The organism is Burkholderia sp. Bp9143 (assembly GCF_003853645.1).
Lineage (GTDB): Bacteria > Pseudomonadota > Gammaproteobacteria > Burkholderiales > Burkholderiaceae > Burkholderia.
Genome location: NZ_QTPO01000070.1, coordinates 17,082 through 36,633, shown reverse-complemented (window position 1 = coordinate 36,633; position 19,552 = coordinate 17,082). Strand labels below are relative to the sequence as shown.

General features: G+C 66.3%; 21 protein-coding genes and 1 tRNA gene. 5 read left to right on the top strand and 17 right to left on the bottom strand.

What is annotated here, in order from left to right; all coding sequences use genetic code 11:
- Window positions 1–118 precede the first annotated feature (118 nt).
- Window positions 119–1,279 carry a signal recognition particle-docking protein FtsY gene (gene ftsY, locus DIE23_RS35235; RefSeq protein ID WP_124616993.1) on the bottom strand — a complete coding sequence of 387 codons (1,161 nt, stop codon included), beginning with the start codon at window positions 1,277–1,279 and terminating at the stop codon, window positions 119–121.
- Between the two features lie 186 nt (window positions 1,280–1,465).
- Between ftsY and rsmD the strand changes: the two genes are divergently transcribed.
- The 3 genes from rsmD (at window position 1,466) to DIE23_RS35220 (ending at window position 3,015) form a co-directional block, all read left to right on the top strand.
- Window positions 1,466–2,080, top strand: coding sequence for a 16S rRNA (guanine(966)-N(2))-methyltransferase RsmD (gene rsmD / locus DIE23_RS35230; protein WP_124616991.1), 615 nt, complete (start codon window positions 1,466–1,468; stop codon window positions 2,078–2,080).
- Between the two features lie 111 nt (window positions 2,081–2,191).
- Window positions 2,192–2,689, top strand: a complete 498-nt coding sequence (coaD, locus tag DIE23_RS35225) for a pantetheine-phosphate adenylyltransferase (protein WP_006398238.1) — start codon at window positions 2,192–2,194, stop codon at window positions 2,687–2,689.
- Between the two features lie 59 nt (window positions 2,690–2,748).
- Window positions 2,749–3,015, top strand: coding sequence for a YfhL family 4Fe-4S dicluster ferredoxin (locus DIE23_RS35220; RefSeq protein WP_044847475.1), 267 nt, complete (start codon window positions 2,749–2,751; stop codon window positions 3,013–3,015).
- Between the two features lie 88 nt (window positions 3,016–3,103).
- Here the strand turns inward: DIE23_RS35220 and hisC are convergent, their stop codons facing one another.
- The 8 genes from hisC to DIE23_RS35180 all read right to left on the bottom strand — a co-directional run bounded on the left by hisC (window position 3,104) and on the right by DIE23_RS35180 (window position 10,290).
- Window positions 3,104–4,171 carry a histidinol-phosphate transaminase gene (gene hisC, locus DIE23_RS35215; protein WP_124616989.1) on the bottom strand — a complete coding sequence of 356 codons (1,068 nt, stop codon included), beginning with the start codon at window positions 4,169–4,171 and terminating at the stop codon, window positions 3,104–3,106.
- Between the two features lie 139 nt (window positions 4,172–4,310).
- The gene (gene pth / locus DIE23_RS35210; protein WP_124616987.1) at window positions 4,311–4,910 is read right to left on the bottom strand and encodes an aminoacyl-tRNA hydrolase; all 600 of its coding nucleotides are present in this window, start codon (window positions 4,908–4,910) and stop codon (window positions 4,311–4,313) included.
- A 119-nt stretch (window positions 4,911–5,029) separates the two neighbouring features.
- Complete coding sequence (locus DIE23_RS35205) at window positions 5,030–5,638, bottom strand: 50S ribosomal protein L25/general stress protein Ctc (RefSeq protein WP_124616985.1); 609 nt, start codon at window positions 5,636–5,638, stop codon at window positions 5,030–5,032.
- A gap of 162 nt (window positions 5,639–5,800) precedes the next feature.
- The gene (locus tag DIE23_RS35200; protein ID WP_124616984.1) at window positions 5,801–6,763 is read right to left on the bottom strand and encodes a ribose-phosphate pyrophosphokinase; all 963 of its coding nucleotides are present in this window, start codon (window positions 6,761–6,763) and stop codon (window positions 5,801–5,803) included.
- A gap of 44 nt (window positions 6,764–6,807) precedes the next feature.
- A tRNA-Gln gene (locus DIE23_RS35195) sits at window positions 6,808–6,884 on the bottom strand.
- A gap of 53 nt (window positions 6,885–6,937) precedes the next feature.
- On the bottom strand, window positions 6,938–7,819 hold the full coding sequence (gene ispE, locus DIE23_RS35190) for a 4-(cytidine 5'-diphospho)-2-C-methyl-D-erythritol kinase (RefSeq protein WP_124616982.1): 882 nt from the start codon (window positions 7,817–7,819) through the stop codon (window positions 6,938–6,940).
- 27 nt (window positions 7,820–7,846) lie between these two features.
- On the bottom strand, window positions 7,847–8,467 hold the full coding sequence (gene lolB / locus DIE23_RS35185) for a lipoprotein insertase outer membrane protein LolB (protein ID WP_124616980.1): 621 nt from the start codon (window positions 8,465–8,467) through the stop codon (window positions 7,847–7,849).
- Window positions 8,467–10,290 (bottom strand): tetratricopeptide repeat protein, encoded by a 1,824-nt coding sequence (locus DIE23_RS35180; protein ID WP_124616978.1) that lies wholly within the window; start codon window positions 10,288–10,290, stop codon window positions 8,467–8,469. The genes lolB and DIE23_RS35180 overlap by 1 nt, the downstream gene beginning before the upstream one ends.
- A gap of 86 nt (window positions 10,291–10,376) precedes the next feature.
- Between DIE23_RS35180 and mutM the strand changes: the two genes are divergently transcribed.
- Both mutM and mutY read left to right on the top strand, forming a co-directional pair.
- Complete coding sequence (gene mutM / locus DIE23_RS35175; RefSeq protein ID WP_044847468.1) at window positions 10,377–11,204, top strand: bifunctional DNA-formamidopyrimidine glycosylase/DNA-(apurinic or apyrimidinic site) lyase; 828 nt, start codon at window positions 10,377–10,379, stop codon at window positions 11,202–11,204.
- Between the two features lie 37 nt (window positions 11,205–11,241).
- On the top strand, window positions 11,242–12,348 hold the full coding sequence (gene mutY, locus DIE23_RS35170; RefSeq protein ID WP_124616976.1) for an A/G-specific adenine glycosylase: 1,107 nt from the start codon (window positions 11,242–11,244) through the stop codon (window positions 12,346–12,348).
- A gap of 120 nt (window positions 12,349–12,468) precedes the next feature.
- Here mutY and DIE23_RS35165 read toward each other — a convergent pair whose 3' ends face one another.
- The 8 genes from DIE23_RS35165 to lptA form a co-directional block, all read right to left on the bottom strand.
- Complete coding sequence (locus DIE23_RS35165; RefSeq protein ID WP_059526095.1) at window positions 12,469–13,104, bottom strand: LON peptidase substrate-binding domain-containing protein; 636 nt, start codon at window positions 13,102–13,104, stop codon at window positions 12,469–12,471.
- Window positions 13,105–13,130: 26 nt separating this feature from the next.
- Window positions 13,131–14,039, bottom strand: coding sequence for an RNase adapter RapZ (rapZ, locus tag DIE23_RS35160; RefSeq protein ID WP_124616975.1), 909 nt, complete (start codon window positions 14,037–14,039; stop codon window positions 13,131–13,133).
- A gap of 75 nt (window positions 14,040–14,114) precedes the next feature.
- Window positions 14,115–15,083, bottom strand: a complete 969-nt coding sequence (hprK, locus tag DIE23_RS35155) for an HPr(Ser) kinase/phosphatase (RefSeq protein ID WP_006483133.1) — start codon at window positions 15,081–15,083, stop codon at window positions 14,115–14,117.
- A 129-nt stretch (window positions 15,084–15,212) separates the two neighbouring features.
- A complete protein-coding gene (locus DIE23_RS35150) occupies window positions 15,213–15,752 on the bottom strand; it encodes a PTS sugar transporter subunit IIA (RefSeq protein ID WP_124616974.1) in 540 nt (179 codons plus the stop codon).
- Window positions 15,753–15,921: 169 nt separating this feature from the next.
- The gene (gene hpf, locus DIE23_RS35145) at window positions 15,922–16,281 is read right to left on the bottom strand and encodes a ribosome hibernation-promoting factor, HPF/YfiA family (protein WP_006477786.1); all 360 of its coding nucleotides are present in this window, start codon (window positions 16,279–16,281) and stop codon (window positions 15,922–15,924) included.
- 159 nt (window positions 16,282–16,440) lie between these two features.
- Window positions 16,441–17,946 carry an RNA polymerase factor sigma-54 gene (locus tag DIE23_RS35140; protein WP_124616972.1) on the bottom strand — a complete coding sequence of 502 codons (1,506 nt, stop codon included), beginning with the start codon at window positions 17,944–17,946 and terminating at the stop codon, window positions 16,441–16,443.
- A gap of 165 nt (window positions 17,947–18,111) precedes the next feature.
- Window positions 18,112–18,888, bottom strand: a complete 777-nt coding sequence (gene lptB, locus DIE23_RS35135; RefSeq protein WP_044847462.1) for an LPS export ABC transporter ATP-binding protein — start codon at window positions 18,886–18,888, stop codon at window positions 18,112–18,114.
- Window positions 18,885–19,550: a lipopolysaccharide transport periplasmic protein LptA gene (lptA, locus tag DIE23_RS35130; protein WP_124616969.1), complete on the bottom strand. Its 666-nt coding sequence runs from the start codon at window positions 19,548–19,550 to the stop codon at window positions 18,885–18,887. Before lptA ends, lptB begins: the two co-directional genes overlap by 4 nt.
- Window positions 19,551–19,552: the final 2 nt, after the last annotated feature.

Genomic DNA, 19,552 nt, shown 5'->3' with positions numbered 1-19,552 from the left:
TCTTGCTCCACTTGGCACCTCTTCGTTTCAGCGAAAAAGTGTCAACCTATTTCAGGACGGGTCACGCGCATGAAAAAGGGCGCCCGAAGGCGCCACGCGCGGTCCGGCCCGGCGGCGTTCAGCCGAGCAGCGCATCCGCGAATTCCACCGCGCTGAACGGCTGCAGGTCCTCGACCTTTTCGCCCACACCGATGAAGTAGACGGGCACCGGGCGCTGCCGCGCGATCGCGGCGAGGATCCCGCCCTTGGCGGTACCGTCGAGCTTCGTGACGATCAGGCCCGTGAGGCCGAGCGCATCGTCGAATGCCTTCACCTGCGTGAGCGCGTTCTGGCCCGTGTTCGCGTCGATCACGAGCAGCACCTCGTGCGGCGCGCCGTCGTGTGCCTTCGAGATCACGCGCTTCACCTTCTTCAGCTCTTCCATCAGGTGCAACTGCGTCGGCAGGCGGCCGGCCGTGTCGGCCATCATCACGTCGATCCTGCGCGCGCGTGCGGCGCTGACCGCGTCGAAGATCACCGCGGCCGGGTCGCCGCTTTCCTGCTGGACGACCGTCACGTTGTTGCGCTCGCCCCAGACCGCCAGCTGTTCGCGCGCGGCCGCGCGGAACGTGTCGCCCGCGGCCAGCAGCACCGACTGGTCGAAGCTCTGCAGGTGCTTCGCGAGCTTGCCGATGCTGGTGGTCTTGCCAGCGCCGTTCACGCCCGTGATCATCATCACGAGCGGCTGCGCGCGGCCGAGCATCAGCGATTTCTCGAGCGGCTTCAGCAGTTCGACGAGCAGGTCGTGCAGCGCGCCCTTCACCTGCTGCGGATCGGTCAGCCGGCCCACGCGCACCTTCTCGCGCAGCGCGCCGAGCAGGTACTCGGTCGCGTCGACGCCGGCGTCGGACATCAGCAGCGCAGCTTCGAGTTCCTCGTACAGATCCTCGTCGATCTTCGTGTTGACGAACACGCCGGTGATGCTCGAGCCCGTCTTGGCGAGCCCGGACTTCAGGCGCGCGAGCCACGATTTCTTCGCGGAAGCGTCCTGCGTCGGCGGCGGCACGATCTCGACCGCTTCGACGACTTCGTCGCTGCCGTCGTTGGTCGGCGTGACCGTCATCACGACGGCCGGCGCGGCCTGTTGCGGCTGCGCGGGCGCTTGCGGTGCTTCGACCGCCTGGCGGGGTTCGGGGGCGGGCGCGTCGGACGGCTCGTCCGGTTGCTGCGCGTCGGCCGATTGCGATTCCGCGGAGTCGGGCTCCTGCGTTTTCTTGAATCGTTTGAAGAAGCTGAACATGGTCTGACGTCGGGAAGAGGGCGGGGCGCCGGAGGGGCCGTCGCGTGTGCGCACGGCTGCCGAAACCGTGCATTTTATCAGTGCGGCGAGGCACTCGCGTCAGCCGGTGCCGCCGCTGTGGTAACGTGCGCCTGTTTGGCGGTGCGCCCGCGTGCGCATCCGGTCCCTCCGTTGTCGATATTCCGTATGTCCCGTTCCTCTTCCGGCCGCCCGGCGGCCCCCTCCAGCCGCGGCAAGCCGCACACGATCCGCATCATCGGCGGTGACTGGAAACGCACGCCGCTCGCCGTGCTCGATCTCGACGGCCTGCGGCCGACGCCCGATCGCGTGCGCGAGACGCTGTTCAACTGGCTCGGCCAGGATCTCGAAGGCCGGCGCTGCCTCGATCTGTTCGCGGGCACCGGCGCGCTCGGGTTCGAGGCCGCGTCGCGCGGCGCGACGAGCGTCGTGATGGTCGAGCGCCACCCGCGCGCGGCGCAGCAGCTGCGCGCGATCAAGGACAAGCTCGGCGCACGCTCGGTCGAGGTCGCGGAAGCCGACGCGCTGCGGCTCGCGGCCGGGCTGACCCCGGGTGCATTCGACGTCGTGTTCCTCGATCCGCCGTTCGGCGAGCCGGCCGTGCTCGATCGCGCGGTCGCGCTGGCGGCGCCGCTCGTCGCGCCGGATGGCGCGCTGTACGTCGAGACCGGGGCGGAACTCGACCCGGCCGCGCACGAAGCGCTGGCCGGCTGGCAGGTGGTGAAGCACGGCAAGGCCGGTGCGGTTCACTATCATTTGCTGCGGCGCGAAAATGATGAATAATGCGCGTTCCATACGAGGCGGCGCACCGCAAAGGCGACGCATGCCCATCTCGGCAGTGGCGTGCGCGTCGCACGGCTGCCACCCCGTTTGCGTGATGACAGGAGGAGCGACATGGTAGTCGCCGTGTATCCCGGTACGTTCGATCCGCTGACGCGCGGGCACGAAGACCTCGTGCGGCGTGCGTCGAGCATTTTTGATACGCTGGTGGTCGGTGTGGCCGACAGCCGCGCGAAGAAGCCGTTCTTCTCGCTGGAAGAACGTCTGAAGATTGCGAACGAGGTGCTCGGCCATTATCCGAACGTGAAGGTGATGGGGTTCAAGGGCCTGTTGAAGGACTTTGTCCGCACCAACAACGCGCGCGTGATCGTGCGCGGCCTGCGTGCCGTGTCCGATTTCGAATATGAGTTCCAGATGGCGGGGATGAACCGCTATCTGCTGCCCGACGTCGAGACGATGTTCATGACGCCGTCCGATCAGTACCAGTTCATCTCGGGGACGATCGTGCGCGAAATCGCGCAGTTGGGCGGCGATGTCAGCAAGTTCGTGTTCCCGTCCGTCGAGAAGTGGCTGACCGAGAAAGTCGCTGCGATGGGAGGCCCGGCCGCGTGACGCGGCGCCGGCCGGTTTCGTTGCGAAGCCGGCCGCCGGCCTGAAGAAGTGAGACCAGTATGTCTTTGATGATTACCGACGAGTGCATCAATTGCGACGTGTGCGAGCCCGAGTGCCCGAACGGCGCGATTTCGATGGGCCCGGATATCTACGTGATCGACCCGAACAAGTGCACCGAGTGCGTCGGCCATTTCGACGAACCGCAGTGCCAGCAGGTGTGTCCGGTCGAATGCATTCCGCGCGATCCGCAGCATGACGAATCGCACGCGCAGTTGATGGCGAAGTATCACGCGTTGACCGCCGCGAAGGGCGACGACGCGCAGTGACCTGTGGTGACGCGCACGCGTCGCGGCGTCACGCATGCCTTGGCCGGCGCCGTTCGGCGCCGGTTCTGCTTCTGCTTCCGTTACCGTTTCAGCCGATCAGGTCGCGCAATTCCGAGACGAGCGCGTCGCATTCGGCGTCGGTGCCGACGGTGATGCGCAAGTGCTGGTCGATGCGCGGCGCCCGGAAGTGCCGCACGAAAATTTCCCGATCCTTCAGCTTTGCCGCGATCGCGCCCGCATCGTGCGCGGGATGGCGCGCGAACACGAAATTCGCGGCCGACGGCACGACGTCGAAACCGAGCGCCTCGAGTGCGTGCGTGAGCCGCGCGCGGCTGTCGATCACGCGCCGGCAGGTTGCGCCGAAATAGTCGGTGTCTTCGTATGCCGCCTGCGCGGCGACCTGCGCGAGCCGGTCGAGCGGATAGGAGTTGAAGCTGTCCTTCACACGATTCAGTGCGTCGATCAACGCCGCATCGCCGAACGCGAAGCCGACGCGCATGCCTGCGAGCGAGCGCGCTTTCGACGTCGTGTGCACGACGAGCAGGTTCGGATGGCGGTCGATCAGCGTGATCGCGGATTGCGCGCCGAAATCGACATACGCCTCGTCGATGAGCACGACCGACGACGGATTCGCGGCCGCGATCCGCTCGATGTCCGCGAGCGGTAGCGCGCGCCCGGTCGGCGCGTTCGGGTTCGGGAACAGCACGCCGCCCGCGTCGTCGAGATAGTCTTCGACGCGGATCGAGAAGTCGTCCGCGAGCGGCACGATCGTGGTCTCGACGCCGTACAGGCGCGCGTAGGTCGGGTAGAAGCTGTACGAGATGTCCGGAAAGCGCAGCGGCCGGTCATGCTTGAGCAGTGCCTGGAATGCGTGCGCGAGCACTTCGTCGGAGCCGTTGCCGACGAAGACCTGTTCGGGCTTGATGCGGTGATGGGCCGCGACCGTCTCGCGCAGTGCGCGTGCGAGCGGGTCGGGATAGCGGCGCAGCGTGTCGCCGGTGTCGCCGAGTTCGCGTGCGATCGCCGCGACGACGCGCGGCGAGGGCGGATAGGGATTCTCGTTGGTGTTCAGCTTGACGGGGTGTGCGAGCGCGGGCTGTTCGCCCGGCACGTAAGGCACGAGTTGCTGAACGACGTCGCTCCAGTAACGGCTCACCACTTGGCTCCTGACGGACAAAAGCGACCAGATTACCGCATGTGGGCGTTGCAGTGCGCAATTGCGCGGGAGGGTGGGGCCACCCGGCGTGACCGCGGTAACCGGGCGGCAAATTGCACCGCGCCGGCGCAGTGCGGGGTCAGTTGCGATGCAGCTGCATCGTCGCGCGGTCGAGTTCGCCCTTGACGACCATCGGCATCACGGCGAGCGCGCGTTCGATCGATGCATCGATCACGTCCTGCTCCTCGCGGCGCGGCGGCTTCAGCACGAAGTTCGCGACGTCGGGCTTCGCGCCGGCGCGCGCGCCTTCCGGGATCAGGTCGCGCGGATGGCCGATGCCGATGCGCAGGCGCCAGTACTGCTGCGACGACAGATGCGCGGAGATGTCCTTCAGGCCGTTGTGGCCGCCGCTACCGCCGCCGAGCTTCAGCTTCACGGTGCCGGGTGGCAGATCGAGTTCGTCGTGGGCGACGAGGATCTGGTCGGGCAGGATCTTGAAGAAACTCGCGATCGCGACGACCGACTGGCCGGAGCGGTTCATGTAGGTTTGCGGCTCGAGCAGGTGGACTTCCTCGCCGTGCAGGCGCGCTTTTGCGTAGAAGCCGTGGAAGCGGCGCTCGTCGCGCAGCGTCGTGCCGGTTTCGCGGGCGAGCTGGTCGATCAGCCAGAAGCCGGCGTTGTGGCGCGTCGCGGTGTATTCCGCCCCGGGATTGCCGAGGCCGACGATCAGTTTGATCATGACGTTTCGTAGGCGGCAGCGCCCGCCTGGGCGCAGAAAAAGAAAAACCCGCCGGGCAAGCCGCGGCGGGTTGCGTCGACCGTTTCGTGAAACGGATCGAATGGCGCGTGGGCAGCCGCTTAGGCAGCCGGCGTTTCGCCTTCGCCTGCTGCGTCCGACACGGCACCAGCCGGGACCGTCGCCGATGCGACAACCGGGTTTTCCGCGTCGACGTGCGCGACCAGCGCGACGCCGTTCGGCAGTGCGATGTCCTTCGCGTGCAGCGACTGACCTGCTTCGATCTTCGACAGATCGACTTCGAGGAATTCCGGCAGAGCCGACGGCAGGCACTCGACTTCGATTTCCGTCGCGACGTGCGAGACGATTGCGCTCGACAGCTTCACTGCCGGGCTGACTTCAGCGTTCAGGAAGTGCAGCGGCACCTTCGTGTGCAGCTTCTTCTTCGCGTCGACGCGCTGGAAGTCCACGTGCAGCACGAGTTGCTTGAACGGGTGGTATTGCACGTCGCGCAGCAGAACCTGTTGCGACTGGCCTGCCACTTCGAGGTCGAGGATCGACGAGTGGAAGGCTTCCTTCTTCAGTGCATGCCACAGCGCGTTGTGATCGAGTTCGATCTTTTGCGGGGCTGCTTCGCCACCGTAGACGATACCCGTGGTCTTACCGGCGTTGCGCAGGCGGCGGCTCGCACCCGTACCTTGCTGTTGGCGCTCGAAAGCGACGACTTTCATGTGATTCTCCATTAGCTGCCCGCGACCAGGCAGTAAAACGGGGCCGGCGAAATGGCGGCCCCCGATAAAACGGACAGGGTTTCGTCTATCCCGTCCGATTGTGCAAAAAGCGAAGCGTTGCCGCTTCGCTTTCTGCGCATGCTTTGTCGTGTCGTTCCGCGATCAGGATTCGGCGAACAGCGACATCACCGAGTCGCCGCGGCGGATCCGCGAGAACGTTTCGGCCAGCAGGCTCGCGCTCGTCAGCGAGCGGATTTTCGAGCAGGCCAGCGATTCGGCCGACAGCGGGATCGTATCGGTGACGACCAGCTCGTCGAGTTCCGATGCGGCGATACGTTCGGCGGCGCCACCCGACAGAACCGGGTGCGTCGCGTACGCGAACACCTGCTTCGCACCGCGATCCTTCAGCACTTGCGCGGCCTTGCAGAGCGTGCCGGCCGTATCGACCATGTCGTCCATGATCACGCAGGTACGACCTTCGACTTCACCGATGATGTTCATCACTTCGGCGACGTTCGCCTTCGGACGGCGCTTGTCGATGATCGCGAGATCGCAGTTGAGCTGCTTCGCGAGTGCCCGGGCACGCACCACGCCGCCGACGTCCGGCGACACGACGAGCAGATCCGAGTAGTTCTGCTTGCGCAGGTCGCCCAGCAGGATCGGCGTTGCGTAGATGTTGTCGACCGGAATGTCGAAGAAGCCTTGAATCTGGTCGGCGTGCAGATCCATCGTGATCATCCGCTCGACGCCGGCGATTTCCAGCATGTTTGCGATGACCTTCGCCGAGATCGCGACGCGCGCCGAGCGCGGGCGGCGGTCCTGACGAGCATAGCCGAAGTAGGGGATGGCAGCGGTGATCCGGCCGGCGGACGCACGCTTGAGCGCGTCGACCATGATCATCAGTTCCATCAGGTTGTCGTTCGTCGGCGCGCACGTGGATTGCAGGACGAAGACGTCCTTGCCGCGCACGTTTTCCTGGATCTCGACCTGGATCTCGCCGTCGGAGAAACGGCTGACCATTGCTTTGCCGAGGGGGATTCCAAGGATATTGACGACTTCCTGGGCGAGCGCGGGATTCGCGTTGCCAGTAAAGACCATCAAGCCATCATGGCTGTGGCTGCTCATCGTGCACCTGCTTCAGGCTTAGGCGGGAAATGCGGGAAAATTTTTGGCAGGGGAGGAAGGACTCGAACCCTCGCATGCCGGAATCAAAATCCGGTGCCTTGACCAACTTGGCGACTCCCCTACACTCAACTGATAACTTCACCGGACTTGTAGGCCATCCGGCAAAGCAAAACTTCATGACGCGAAAGCGAAGAGCGGATGCTCGTTCAGGCTCTCGGCAACTGCACCGTTCCAACCGGTGGGCAGCTTGGCTTTCGCCGCTTCTGCCTCGTGCTTGCTATGAAACACTGCAAACACGCTTGCTCCGGAGCCGGTCATCCTCGCGGGGGTCACATTATACAACCATTTGACCACCTGCGCAACTTCCGCGTACTTACTTGTCACAACTTGCTGCATGTCGTTCCGGCCGAAGCTGTCTGGCCATCCCGCATCGCTGTTTTGCTGTGCAAGAAAGTCCGTAATTGTGACGCGCTTCGTGTCTCTTGTCAACAACTCGTCTGAAAAAATTTCAGCGGTTGGGACATGAACTCGTGGCGTCACAACCAAGAACCAGCGAGTCGGCAATTCTACCTCAGCTAATTCTTCTCCGATACCCTCTGCGAACGCATTTTTTCCAAAAACAAAAAACGGGACGTCCGCGCCGAGTTTCACTGCAAGCGACTGCAGTTCCGCACGCGGCAGGTCGAGCTGCCACAGGCGGTTGAGCGCGAGCAGCGTCGTCGCCGCGTCGGAGCTGCCGCCGCCGAGGCCCGCGCCCATCGGCAGGCGCTTGTCGATCTCGATGTCGACACCGGCCGCGGTGCCCGTGTGCGTTTTCAGCAGGTTGGCCGCGCGCACGACGAGATCGCTTTCCTCGGGCACGCCCGGCACGTCGGTGACGCGTGCGACGCGGCCGTCGTCGCGCAGCGTGAAGTGCAGCGAATCGCCCCAGTTCAGCAGCTGGAACACGCTCTGCAGATCGTGATAGCCGTTCGGGCGGCGGCCGGTGATGTGCAGGAACAGGTTGAGTTTCGCGGGCGCAAGGCAGTTGCGCAGCGAGCGGGTCGAATCGGTCATGCGTATGTCGGGGCTAGGTTCACGTGCTTACTGGTCGAGCACGAGCTTGATGTCGAGCGGCGGTGTAGCGCGCACGAGGTTGACGCGTTTGACGCCCGTGGCCGGTGCGTCCGCGTAGGCGAGATAGTCGATCGTCCAGCCGTCCTGGCGGATCTGCTTGACGCGCGCCGCGTCGGCCGGGTCGCGGACCGTCTGCGCGGGTGTCGCGGGCGCGGGCGTCGGCAGCAGCCAGTAGCGCAGGCCGGCTAGCGGCAGCGAGAAGCCGAGCGTGTTCTGCATCAGCTCGCCGACGTCCGTCGCGTATTGCGGCTGGCTGTTCGGCAGTTCGAGCGACGCGGTCTGCGGCGTCGACTTCACGACCGCGAGTGTCTGGCCGAGCGGGCTGCGCAACTCCAGCGACACGTCGTCGCCGTGCTCCTGCCAGTCGAAATTGCCGTACACGTTCTGCGGTCGGCCGAGGCGGTCGCTGTACTGCACCGCGAAGCGGCCGTGGTACGCATGCGTCGCGGCCGTCTGCAGCACGGCGCCCGCCGGCGCATTTGCCGACGGCGGCGTGCTCGCGCAGCCGGCGAGCGCGAGCGCGGCACCGGCCGCGGCCAGCGTGCGCAGCACGCGGGAAGACAGGGAAAGCATCGGGAACATCCGCATCAGAGGCCGTTGATCTGCAGGCGCTTGAGCGTCTGCACGAGCGTGTCGTTGTCGGGCTCGAGCTTTTGCGCGGCACGCCACGCGGTGCGCGCGTCGTCCTGCGCGCCGCTCTTCCACAGCACTTCGCCGAGGTGCGCGCCGATCTCGGCGTTCGGCTGCAGCTCGTACGCGCGCCGCAGCACCGTCGCCGCGCCGGCCGCGTCGCCCATCCGGTACTTCACCCAGCCGAGGCTGTCCATGATGTACGCGTCGTTCGGCGCGAGCGACAGTGCCTTGTCGATCAGCTTGCTGGCTTCGGGCAGGCGCTGGTTGCGATCGGCCAGCGAATAGCCGAGCGCGTTGTACGCCTGCGGGTTGTCGGGCTGCGTGCGGATCAGCTCGCGCAACTGCTTTTCCATCGACGCGTAGTGGCCCGTCTTCTCGGCCGCCATCGCGTAGTCGTAGCGCAGGTCGGGATCGTCCGGGAAGTCCTGGACGGCCTGCGCGAGTCGCGCCTCGGCTTCCGGATAGCGCTTTGCGGTGAACAGGATCGACGCGTCGGTGCGTGCGACCACGGCCGCATCGCGCGGATCGCTGATCGGCAGGTCGTCGAGCACCTTGCGCGCCTCGTCGGTCTTGCCCTGTTTCTGCAGCAGTTGCGCGCGCGTGATCTGCGCGGGCAGGTAGTGCTGGCTCGTCTGGTCGACCTTGTCGAGCCATTGCGACGCCTGCGCGTCGTTGCCCTGCTCGATCGAGATCTGCGCGAGGTAGATGTAGCCCTGGCCGACGTCGAGGTTCGGCTGCTTGTTGCCGAGCTGCACGTACTGTTTCAGGTACGCGCTCGCATCGTCGAGCTTCTTCTGCTGGATCTTGATCAGCGCGAGCGCCATCAGCGGCGTCGGGTCTTTCGAGTCGAGCTTGCGCATCGTCTCGAACTGCTTCTGCGCGTCGTCGAGGCGGTCGTCGGCGAGGTAGAGCTGCGACAGCGCGAGGCGCGCATCGCGCGACTTCGGATTCTGCTGAACATATTTCTCGAACGACGCGATGCCGGTCGCGCGCTCGGCGGGCCCCATCTGCGACAGCATCAGCGCAGCCGGCAGATAGTCGGGGCGGATCTGCAGCGCCTGCTTCAGCGACTGCGCAGCGCCTTCCTTGTCGTCGACCGCGAACTGCTGCCGCGCGATCGCGAGCTGCGCCTCGGGGCGGTTCATGTCGTTCTTCAGCATGTCCTTCAGCACCGCGAGGCCGCCGACGCGGTCGGCACCGCGCACCAGCAGCGCCTGCAGCGCGAGGATCGCGGGGCCGCGCGTTTCGCCGGTCGCACGGGCCAGTTCGCGCGCGAGCATCGGCTGCGCGTCGGCCGGCTTGCCGGCGAGCACGAGCAGCGCGGCGTCGACTTGCGATGCGCGGTTCGAATCGGGTGCGTACTGACGCCAAAGATTGGCCGCGGACAGCGCGTCGGCCGGGCTTTGCGCGCCGAGCGCGATCTCGGTCGCACGCTGCGCCATGCGCGGATCGCGCGTGTCGCGGGCGAGCGCAAGATAGGTCTGGTAGGCCGGCGCCGGCTGGTTGCGCTGGAGCGCGACCTCGGCGGCCAGGACCTGGTAGACGATCTGGCTCGTCAGCGGGACGCCCGGGAGATCCTTGTTCTCGTCCGGCATCACGTGCTCGAACGCGCCCTGCGGCTCCGCGTCGTCCGATGCCGGATTCTGCGCGTGGGCCGGGAAGGCGGTGAGGGTCCAGGCGGCGAACAGCGCGGCGCCGAGCGCACGGCGGACCGGGAAGGCACGCGCGCCGCGCTCGGCGGCGGGGCGCTTCAGAAGCAGCTTCGAGGGCAGGGTCATGGAAATCCGTTCGATGTTTCAACCGATTGTAACGCGCTCGCTACAATACACGCACGATCGTGAATCCAGTCTCAGACCCGCAAAACATGCCAGAGTTGCCAGAAGTCGAAGTCACGCGCCGGGGCATCGAGCCCTTTGTCGCGGGCCGCCGCGTCGAGCGTGTCGACGTCCGTACCGCGATGCTGCGCTGGCCCGTGCCGGCGGGGCTCGCCGAGCAATTGCGCGCGCGCGAGGTGCTCGCCGTCGAGCGTCGCGGCAAGTACCTGCTGTTCGAGGTCGACGCGGGCTGGTTCATCGTTCATCTCGGGATGACGGGCACGCTGCGCGTGCTGCCCGCGGCCGGCGTGCCGGTCGCCGCGAAACACGATCATATCGACTGGATCTTCGACGAGTTCGTGCTGCGGTTCCGCGATCCGCGCCGTTTCGGCGCCGTGCTGTGGCACCCGCGTGAAGCGGGCGACGTGCATGCGCATCCGCTGCTCGCGAGTCTCGGCGTCGAGCCGTTCTCGCCGGCGTTCACCGGTGCGCTGCTGCACGCGCGCACGCGTGGCCGTACGGTGTCGGTCAAACAGGCGCTGCTCGCGGGCGACATGGTCGTCGGCGTCGGCAACATCTATGCGTCGGAGAGCCTGTTTCGCGCGGGCATCCGGCCGACGACCGCCGCCGGCAAGGTGTCGCTGCCGCGCTATGAGCGACTGGCCGACGCGGTGCGCGCGACGCTCGCCGACGCGATCGAGCGCGGCGGCAGCACGCTGCGCGATTTCGTCGGCAGCAACGGCGAAAGCGGCTATTTCCAGCTCGACTGCTTCGTCTACGATCGTGCGGGGCTGCCTTGCCGTGTATGCGGCACGCCGATCCGCCAGATCGTGCAGGGTCAGCGCTCGACCTATTACTGTCCGACCTGCCAGCGTTGAGTCCCGCGTTGAAACCTCTTTCCAAAGATTCGAACACTTGAAGCCGCCCCGCATTGCCCCCGCTCCGTTCCCCGTCACGCCGCTGCATCGCACGTTCGCCACGCGCCTGATCGCCTGGCAGCGCGTGCACGGCCGCCACGATCTGCCGTGGCAGAACACCCGCGATCCGTACTGGATCTGGCTGTCGGAAATCATGCTGCAGCAGACGCAGGTCTCGACCGTCGTCCCGTATTACACGCGCTTTCTCGAGCGCTTTCCCGACGTCGCCGCGCTCGCGGCCGCGCCGTCCGACGATGTGATGGCGCTGTGGGCCGGGCTCGGCTACTACTCGCGCGCACGCAACCTGCACCGCTGCGCGAAGGTCGTCGTCGCCGAGCATGGCGGCGTATTCCCGTCGACGCCCGAAGCGCTCGCGGAATTGCCGGGCATCGGCCGCTCGACGGCCGCGGCGATCGCGTCGTTCGCATACGGTGCGCGCGCGACGATCCTCGACGGCAACGTGAAGCGCGTGCTGGCGCGGGTGTTCGGCGTCGAAGGCTTCCCGGGCGAGAAGCGAGTCGAGAACGACATGTGGGCGCTGGCCGAATCGCTGTTGCCGGATGCCGCGAATGCGGCCGACGTGAGCGCCTACACGCAGGGGCTGATGGATCTCGGCGCGACGCTGTGCGTGCGCGGCAAGCCGGATTGCGCGCGCTGTCCGTTCGCGGGCGACTGCGTCGCGCAATCGACGGGCCGGCAGCGGGAACTGCCGGCCGCGCGGCCGAAGAAGGCCGTGCCGACGCGCAAGACCTGGATGCTCGTGCTGCGCGACGGCGACGCCGTGCTGCTCGAGCGGCGTCCACCGGCCGGCATCTGGGGCGGCCTGTGGTGCCTGCCGCAGGCGGACGGCGATGCGGCACTCGCGGAACTCGCACGCGGTTTCGGCGGCGGCGGCCCGGTGCCGCTCGCACCGTTTACGCACACGTTCACGCATTTCCGGCTCGAGATCGAGCCGCGGCTGAGCGACATGACAAACGGCGGGCTGCCGCTCGCGCATGCGCAGGATGCCGAGGCGGCGTGGGTGCCGCTCGCCGGGCTCGATGCGTACGGCGTGCCGGCGCCGGTGCGCAAGCTGCTCGATGCGCTGAGCGGACCGCTGCTGTAACGCAAGGGGAAGGGCGCGGCTCGGGCTGCGCTGACGGAAGCCCCGGACCGCCGCGGGTGTTTCGCCCGTCAGGATGGTCCGCGCGGCGATGCCGGTGCGACGCGACCGGACGGCCGGCGCCTACAGCCAGCCGTGCCGGTCGAGCACGTGGTGCACGGCGTCGATCCGCGCGCCGACATCCGGAAACTCCATCAGCTTCTGCCGCGCGCGCAGGTCGAGCGGCAGCAGTTCCGCGAGGCGGTTCGACACCCAGCTCGGGTCGTCGAGGCGGAACGGTTCGCCGAACGGCATCTTGTCCGGTTCGGATTTCTTCAGCGCTTCGATGATGCGCTCGAGCACCTCGGCGCACGAGCCGAATTGCGCGAGCGCCTGTTCGCCTTCGAGCGGGATGTCGTCGGGCAGCGGTTCCGCGATCCCGACCAGCAGCCCGTTGCCTTCGACGCGATACGACAGCAACTCGAATCGCTGCGTGCCGATCGCCTGCAGGTACAGCATCCCGAATTCGCCGGTGTCGCACTCGGTGATGCGCGCCATGCAGCCGATCGTCTCGGGCACCGACACGGCGCCGTCCTGCGCGACCTCGGGCCCGCTTTTCAAGAGGCACACGCCGAACGGCGCGTCGTCGCGCAGGCATGCGCGGGACATGTCGAGATAGCGCGCCTCGAACACCTTGAGCGGCAGCCAGCCACCGGGGAACAGCACCGTGTGCAGCGGAAACAGCGGCAGGTCGATCAGGGTGGTCGATAGGGTGGACATGGCGCGCCGGCGAGAGGGCGGTGTCGCTAAGGTCGTTCGACCTCGGCGACGAGCCGCGACGACGCGTCGACATCCACCGGCGCGTCACGATGCCGCACGATCACGTTCGCATCGTGCGCGAGGCGCGCGGCGAGCGTTTCCGCGATGAACACCGAGCGATGCTGACCGCCCGTGCAGCCGATGGCGACGGTCAGGTAGCTGCGGTTGTCTTCGCGAAAGTGCGGCAGCCATTTCATCAGGAACGCATGGATGTCGTCGATCATCTGGTGGACGATCGGCAGTGCGTCGAGAAAGGCGATGACCGGCTGGTCCAGCCCGGTGAGCGGGCGCAGCTCATGGTCGTAGTACGGGTTCGGCAGCGCGCGCACGTCGAACATCAGGTCGGCATCGAGCGGCACGCCGCGCTTGAAGCCGAACGACTCGAACATCACCATCAGATCGTTGTTCTTCTGCTCGATGAAGCGCTTGACCCACGTGCGCAGCACGTTCGCGCGCAGCGTACTGGTATCGATCTGGTGACCGAATTCGGCGAGCGGCGCGACCAGGTCGCGCTCGCGCTCGATCGCTTCCTCGAGCGACGACAGCAGCCCGACATTCGCATCGTGCGACGGCGAGCCGGACAGCGGGTGGCGCCGGCGCGTTTCGGAGAAACGCTGGATCAGCGCCTGCGTGCTCGCGTTGAGGAACAGTACGCGGACATCGTGTTCGAGCGACAGCGCGCGGATCAGGCCGGGCATTTCGTCCAGCGACGCGCTCGAACGCGCATCGATCGCGACCGCGAGCCGGTGCTGGCCGCCGTCGGCAAGGTAGCGGGCGAGTTCGGGGAGCACGTGCGGCGGCAGGTTGTCGACGCAGTAGTAGCCTGCGTCTTCAAGCGCGTTCAGCGCGACGGACTTGCCTGAGCCGGAGATGCCGGTGATGAGGACGATGCGCATGGGAAGCAGAGAATCCTGACGTTTCATCATAGCACCGGCTCGACGCGTCGGCGCTACGAGGCCGGCGCGGGGAGGTTACACGAGCTTGCCGGGGAACTGACTGTCGGGATCTTGCATCGCGAGTCGTTGCCGATCCATGAAATCACGCAACGTGTCGATTCCGCGCAATTGCAGGATCGTGTTCCGCACGGCCGCTTCGACGAGCACCGCGAGGTTGCGGCCGGCCGCCACCTGGATCGTGACCTTGCTGATCGGCAAGCCGAGCACGTCGACCGTCTGGCTTTCCAGCGGCAGCCGCTGGAATTCGCCGTCCGGGCGGCGCACGAGCTGGACGATCAGCTTCAGCTTCATTTTCCGGCGCACCGCGGTTTCACCGAAGATCGTCTTGATGTCGAGCAGGCCGAGGCCGCGCACTTCGAGCAGGTTCTGCAGCAGCGGCGGGCAGCGGCCTTCGACGAAATCGGGGCCAAGTCGGACGAAATCGACGGCGTCGTCGGCGACGAGGCCATGGCCGCGGCTGATGAGTTCGAGACCGAGCTCGCTCTTGCCGAGCCCGGAGTCGCCGGTGAGCAGCACACCCATCCCGAGGATGTCGAGGAACACACCATGCAGCGTCGCGCGCGGCGCGAGGATGCGCGACATGTAGAGCCGCAGGCTGTCGATTACAGCGGCGGCCGACATCGGCGTCGTGAACAGCGGCGTGGACGAGCGCGTGCAACGCAGCACGAGCTCGGGCGGCGCGGCGGCGCCGCCGGCGACGACGAGGAACGGCGGTTCGAGCGCGATCAGCTCGGCCATGTGGCGCGAACGGTCTTCGTCGGTCTGCCGCTGGTAGTAGTCGATTTCGGCTTCGCCGAGCACCTGGATCCGGTTCGGGTGGATCAGGTTCAGGTGGCCGACGAGGTCGGCGCTCGACGTTGCGTTGCCGACGGTGTCGGCCGAAAAACCGCGCTCCCAGCCTTCATGCCCCGTCAGCCAGCTCAGCTTCAGCGTGGCCGCGTTGTCGTCGAAGATGCTCTGGGCGTTGATGCTGGACGTATCCATGACTCTCGTCACTCCAATGAGCCGGTGCATGCGCGCGGCGACGGGCGTCGCCATGCCGGACCGGCGCCGGGCGGCCCTGGTCGGCGGCACGTGCCGCCTCGTTCGGGAAAATATTCCGCCCGGATCAACTCAAGGTTGCCACTGAGTGAGCAGGCGATGCAACTCGGCGAGATCCGTTTCGTTGTGCAGACGCTCTCGCGCGTCGCGATCGGACAGCAGTTGCGCGATTTCCGACAGGATTTCGAGGTGCTGCTGGGTGGCTTGCTCGGGGACGAGCAGGAAAATCAGGAGACCGACCGGCTGGCCGTCGGGCGCTTCGAACGGAATCGCGTCGGCGAGCCGCACGAACGCGGCGAGCGGATGCTTGAGCCCCTTGATGCGCCCGTGCGGAATCGCGACGCCTTCGCCGAGCCCGGTCGAGCCGAGGCGCTCGCGCGCGAACAGGTTGTCCGTGACGGTGCTGCGGGCGATGCCGTTCTGGTTCTCGAAGATCAGCCCGGCTTGTTCGAAGACGCGTTTCTTGCTGGTGACGGAGAGGTCGATGACGACGTTCTCTATGGGCAGGATTTTGGCTAGGCGATTCATGTTGGCAGGCGATTGGGCGGCCTGGGGTCTCCTTGCGGCGGCAGACTGATCTTCCATGTTCGGCGATATCAAGGCGTTCGGCATCGGCAACCTGCAAGGCAGCTACCGCATCCAACGCCCCCCCGGCGATAACCGGAACATTATAGAGCACAGCCGCGTGCGTGGCGCGGCACGGACGGACCGGTCGCACCACTGCCGCCCGGACACAAAAAAACGCCCGGCGAACCGGGCGTCGTGTGTATTGCGGTGAGCGTTATTGCGGCGGCAGTTCGATCTGGTCGATCGACGGCTGCAGCTTGATCGGGTCGTGCGCATGGGTCTGCAGACGCTCCATGTGCTTGACGACCTGGCGATCCAGCTTGTCGATCAGCAGATCGATCGCAGCGTACAGGTTGCCGTTTGCGCTTTCGACGAAGATGTCCTTGCCCTTCAGGTGCAGGTTGATTTCCGCGCGCTGCTGCTTGTCCTTTTCCTTGTGGTTGTCGACCGAGAGGATCACAGTGCCATCGATCACCTGATCGCTATGCCGTAGCACCCGGTCCAGCTTGGTGATCACGTATTCGCGAATTGCAGGCGTGACTTCGAGATGATGTCCACTGATCTTCAGGTTCATAGTGCTTCTCCAAGCGAGTGACCACCCGGCCGCATCGAGGCGGCGCTCCGGTCGACTTGCCCCTGCCGCACGTGGCGGCAAATTCGCGGACAGGTCGCCCGGCCTGTTCCCCGTGTGCGCGGTGGCCGGAACACGCCTGCCGCCGGGCAGGCGGCAGGCTTAAAGAGACTTGCGCAGATTCACTGCCGGGATTTTGAGGGCTTCGCGATACTTGGCAACCGTGCGGCGCGCAACCACGAATCCCTGTTCTGCCAGCAGCTCGGCAATGCGGCTGTCCGAAAGTGGCGATTTTGGGTCTTCAGCTCCTATCAGTTGCTTGATCAGGGCTCGGATGGCGGTCGACGATGCGGCGCCTCCGGTGTCGGTCGAAACGTGTGATCCGAAGAAGTACTTAAATTCAAGCGTCCCGAACGGGGTCAGCATGTACTTGCCAGTTGTCACACGGCTGACAGTCGACTCGTGTAGGCCCAGCGTATCAGCTATTTCCCGCAAAACCAAGGGGCGCATGGCAATTTCGCCATGCGCAAAGAAATTCTTCTGACGTTCGACAATAGCCTGCGCGACTCGCAGGATCGTGTCGAATCGTTGCTGGATGTTCTTGATCAGCCAGCGCGCTTCCTGGAGCTGTTGTTTCAACGATCCGGCCGACGGATCGCCGCGGCTGTTGCGCAGGATGTTCGCGTACAGGTTGTTGATCCGCAGGCGCGGCATCACTTCCGGATTGAGTTCCGCGAGCCAACCCTGACCGGCCTTTTTCACGATGATGTCGGGCACGACGTAGTCGGCCTCGGCCTTGCCGTACGCGGCGCCGGGGAACGGCTCCAGCGAGCGGATCAGCGCATGCGCGTCGCGCAGCGCGTCGTCGCTCGCCTTCAGGTGCTTGCGCAGCCGCGTGAAGTCGCGCGCGGCGAGCAGTTCGAGGTGCTGCGACACGATCTCCAGCGCGAGCGTGCGGGTGGGGGACGGATCGAGGCGCAGCAACTGCAGCTTCAGGCATTCTGACGCCGACCGGGCCCCGACCCCAGCCGGGTCGAAACTGTGCAGCAGCGCGAGCGCCGCATTCAGTTCGTCGCAGTCGATTTCCAGTTCCGGCGGCAGGTCGGTGAGCACTTCGTCGAGCGAGGCGGTCAGGTAGCCGTCGTCGTCGAGCGATTCGATCAGGAACATCACGAGCGCGCGGTCGCGCGGCCCGGCCTGCGTGACGCGCAATTGCGCGGACAGGTGGTCGCGCAGCGACGTCGCGGCTTCCTGCACCTGCAGCGGTGGGAGGTCGTCGTCGTCCGAGGCGCCGCTCGAGCGGCCGAACTCGTCGAGATTCCACTGCGGGCCGTCGCCGGCGTCGCCCGATGCGTAGGCGTCGTATTCGTCGGCGCCGGCCGGCTCGTCGCGCTCCGCGCGATCGCTCGACTGGCTGCTGCCGTTCGCGATGCCCGGTTCGGTGTTTTGTCCGGGCGGTGTCTGCGCGATCAGCGATCCGTCCGCCGCGACGCGCAGCGGGCTCGCGATCCATTCGTCATCGTTCTCGAGCAGCGGATTCTGCGCGACGGCCATCGCGACTTCCTGCTGCAGTTCGAGCGTCGACAGCTGCAGGAGCCGGATCGACTGCTGCAGTTGCGGCGTCAGCGCCAGGTGTTGCGACAGGCGGAGTTGAAGGCTGGCTTTCATGGCAGAGAGGGAGTCATACCGGCAGTTTGCCACGACCCAGGCGCCTTGAGCCATCCGCGATTACGCGCGGCGCGGCGCCCGGCCGCGGGCAGGGCCGCCGTGCGGGGCACGCGGGCGCGGCCCCGCGCGGCGATGCCGGGCGGGAGCGGCCAGCCATGGGGGGATTTACATGCGGAAGTGTTCGCCGAGGTACACGCGGCGCACGCTTTCGTTTTCGATGATTTCGCTCGGCGCGCCGGCAGCAAGCACGGAACCGTCGCTGATGATGTATGCGTGGTCGCAGATGCCGAGCGTTTCGCGGACGTTGTGATCGGTAATCAACACGCCGATGTTGCGCTGCTTGAGGAACTTGACGATCTTCTGGATCTCGAGCACCGCGATCGGGTCGACGCCGGCGAACGGTTCGTCGAGCAGGATGAAGTTCGGGTTGGTCGCGAGCGCACGTGCGATCTCGACGCGACGGCGTTCGCCGCCCGACAGCGACAGCGCCGGGTTCTCGCGCAAGTGGCCGATCTGCAACTCGTCGAGCAGCGCCTCGGTGCGCGATGCGATCGCGTCCTTCGACAGCCGCTTGCCGTCTTCGCCATGCTGCAGCTCGAGCACCGCGCGGATGTTTTCCTCGACGGTCAGCTTGCGGAACACCGACGCTTCCTGCGGCAGGTACGACAGGCCGAGCGATGCGCGCTTGTGGATCGGCAGCAGGCTGATCGAGCTGCCGTTCAGCGAGATTTCGCCCGCATCCGTCGGCACGAGGCCGACGATCATATAGAACGACGTCGTCTTGCCGGCGCCGTTCGGGCCGAGCAGGCCGACGACTTCGCCGCTTTTCACGTCGAGCGACACGTCCTTGACGACGGTGCGCGAGCCGTAGCGTTTCTTCAGGTTGCGGACGACGAGCGAACTCGTGGTGCCGGCCGGTTGGCGGTTCGGAAGCGCGTTCATTGGCCCGGCGCTCCCTGGATCGTGGTCGACGGCGACAGCTTCGCCGGCGCGCCGTTCAGCTGCCCGGGGCCGCCGTTCTTCGGCGACAGCATCGCGCGCACGCGGCCGTTCGGGTTGCCCGGCGCCGCGACGTCCTTGCCGCCCTTCGCGGTGTAGAAGTCGCGCTGGCCGTCGTATGTGATCACGCTGCCGTGCACGGTGTCGGCGATCGTCGACGTGCCCTGCAGGCGGCGCACGGTGGCGGTGGTCGTCAGCGTCGTCAGGTCCTGCTTGCCGTCGTAGTCGATGCGTTCGGCGTCGCCGTCGATGTATTCGTCGAGGCCTTCGCGCTTCTGGCGGAACGTCGCGTGCTTCTTGCCGCTGCCGAACGACGTCGCGTACTGATAGCCTTCCGGGTCCTGGCGCACTTCGACGCGGTCGCCCTTGATGATGATCGTGCCCTTCGTGATCACGACGTTGCCGGTCGCGACCGTCACCTGCTTCAGGTCGTCATAGGTCAGGTTGTCCGCCTCGACGTTGATCGGCTTGTTCTGGTCGGCCTTCTCGGCGTGGGCGAGCGGCGCCAGCCCGACGAGCGGGAGCGCCACGAGCGTCGCGGCGAGCGCGGCGCGGACGGCGCGCGCAGCGCCGCCGGAATTCTGTCGAGGGAACGGTTCGTTCATGC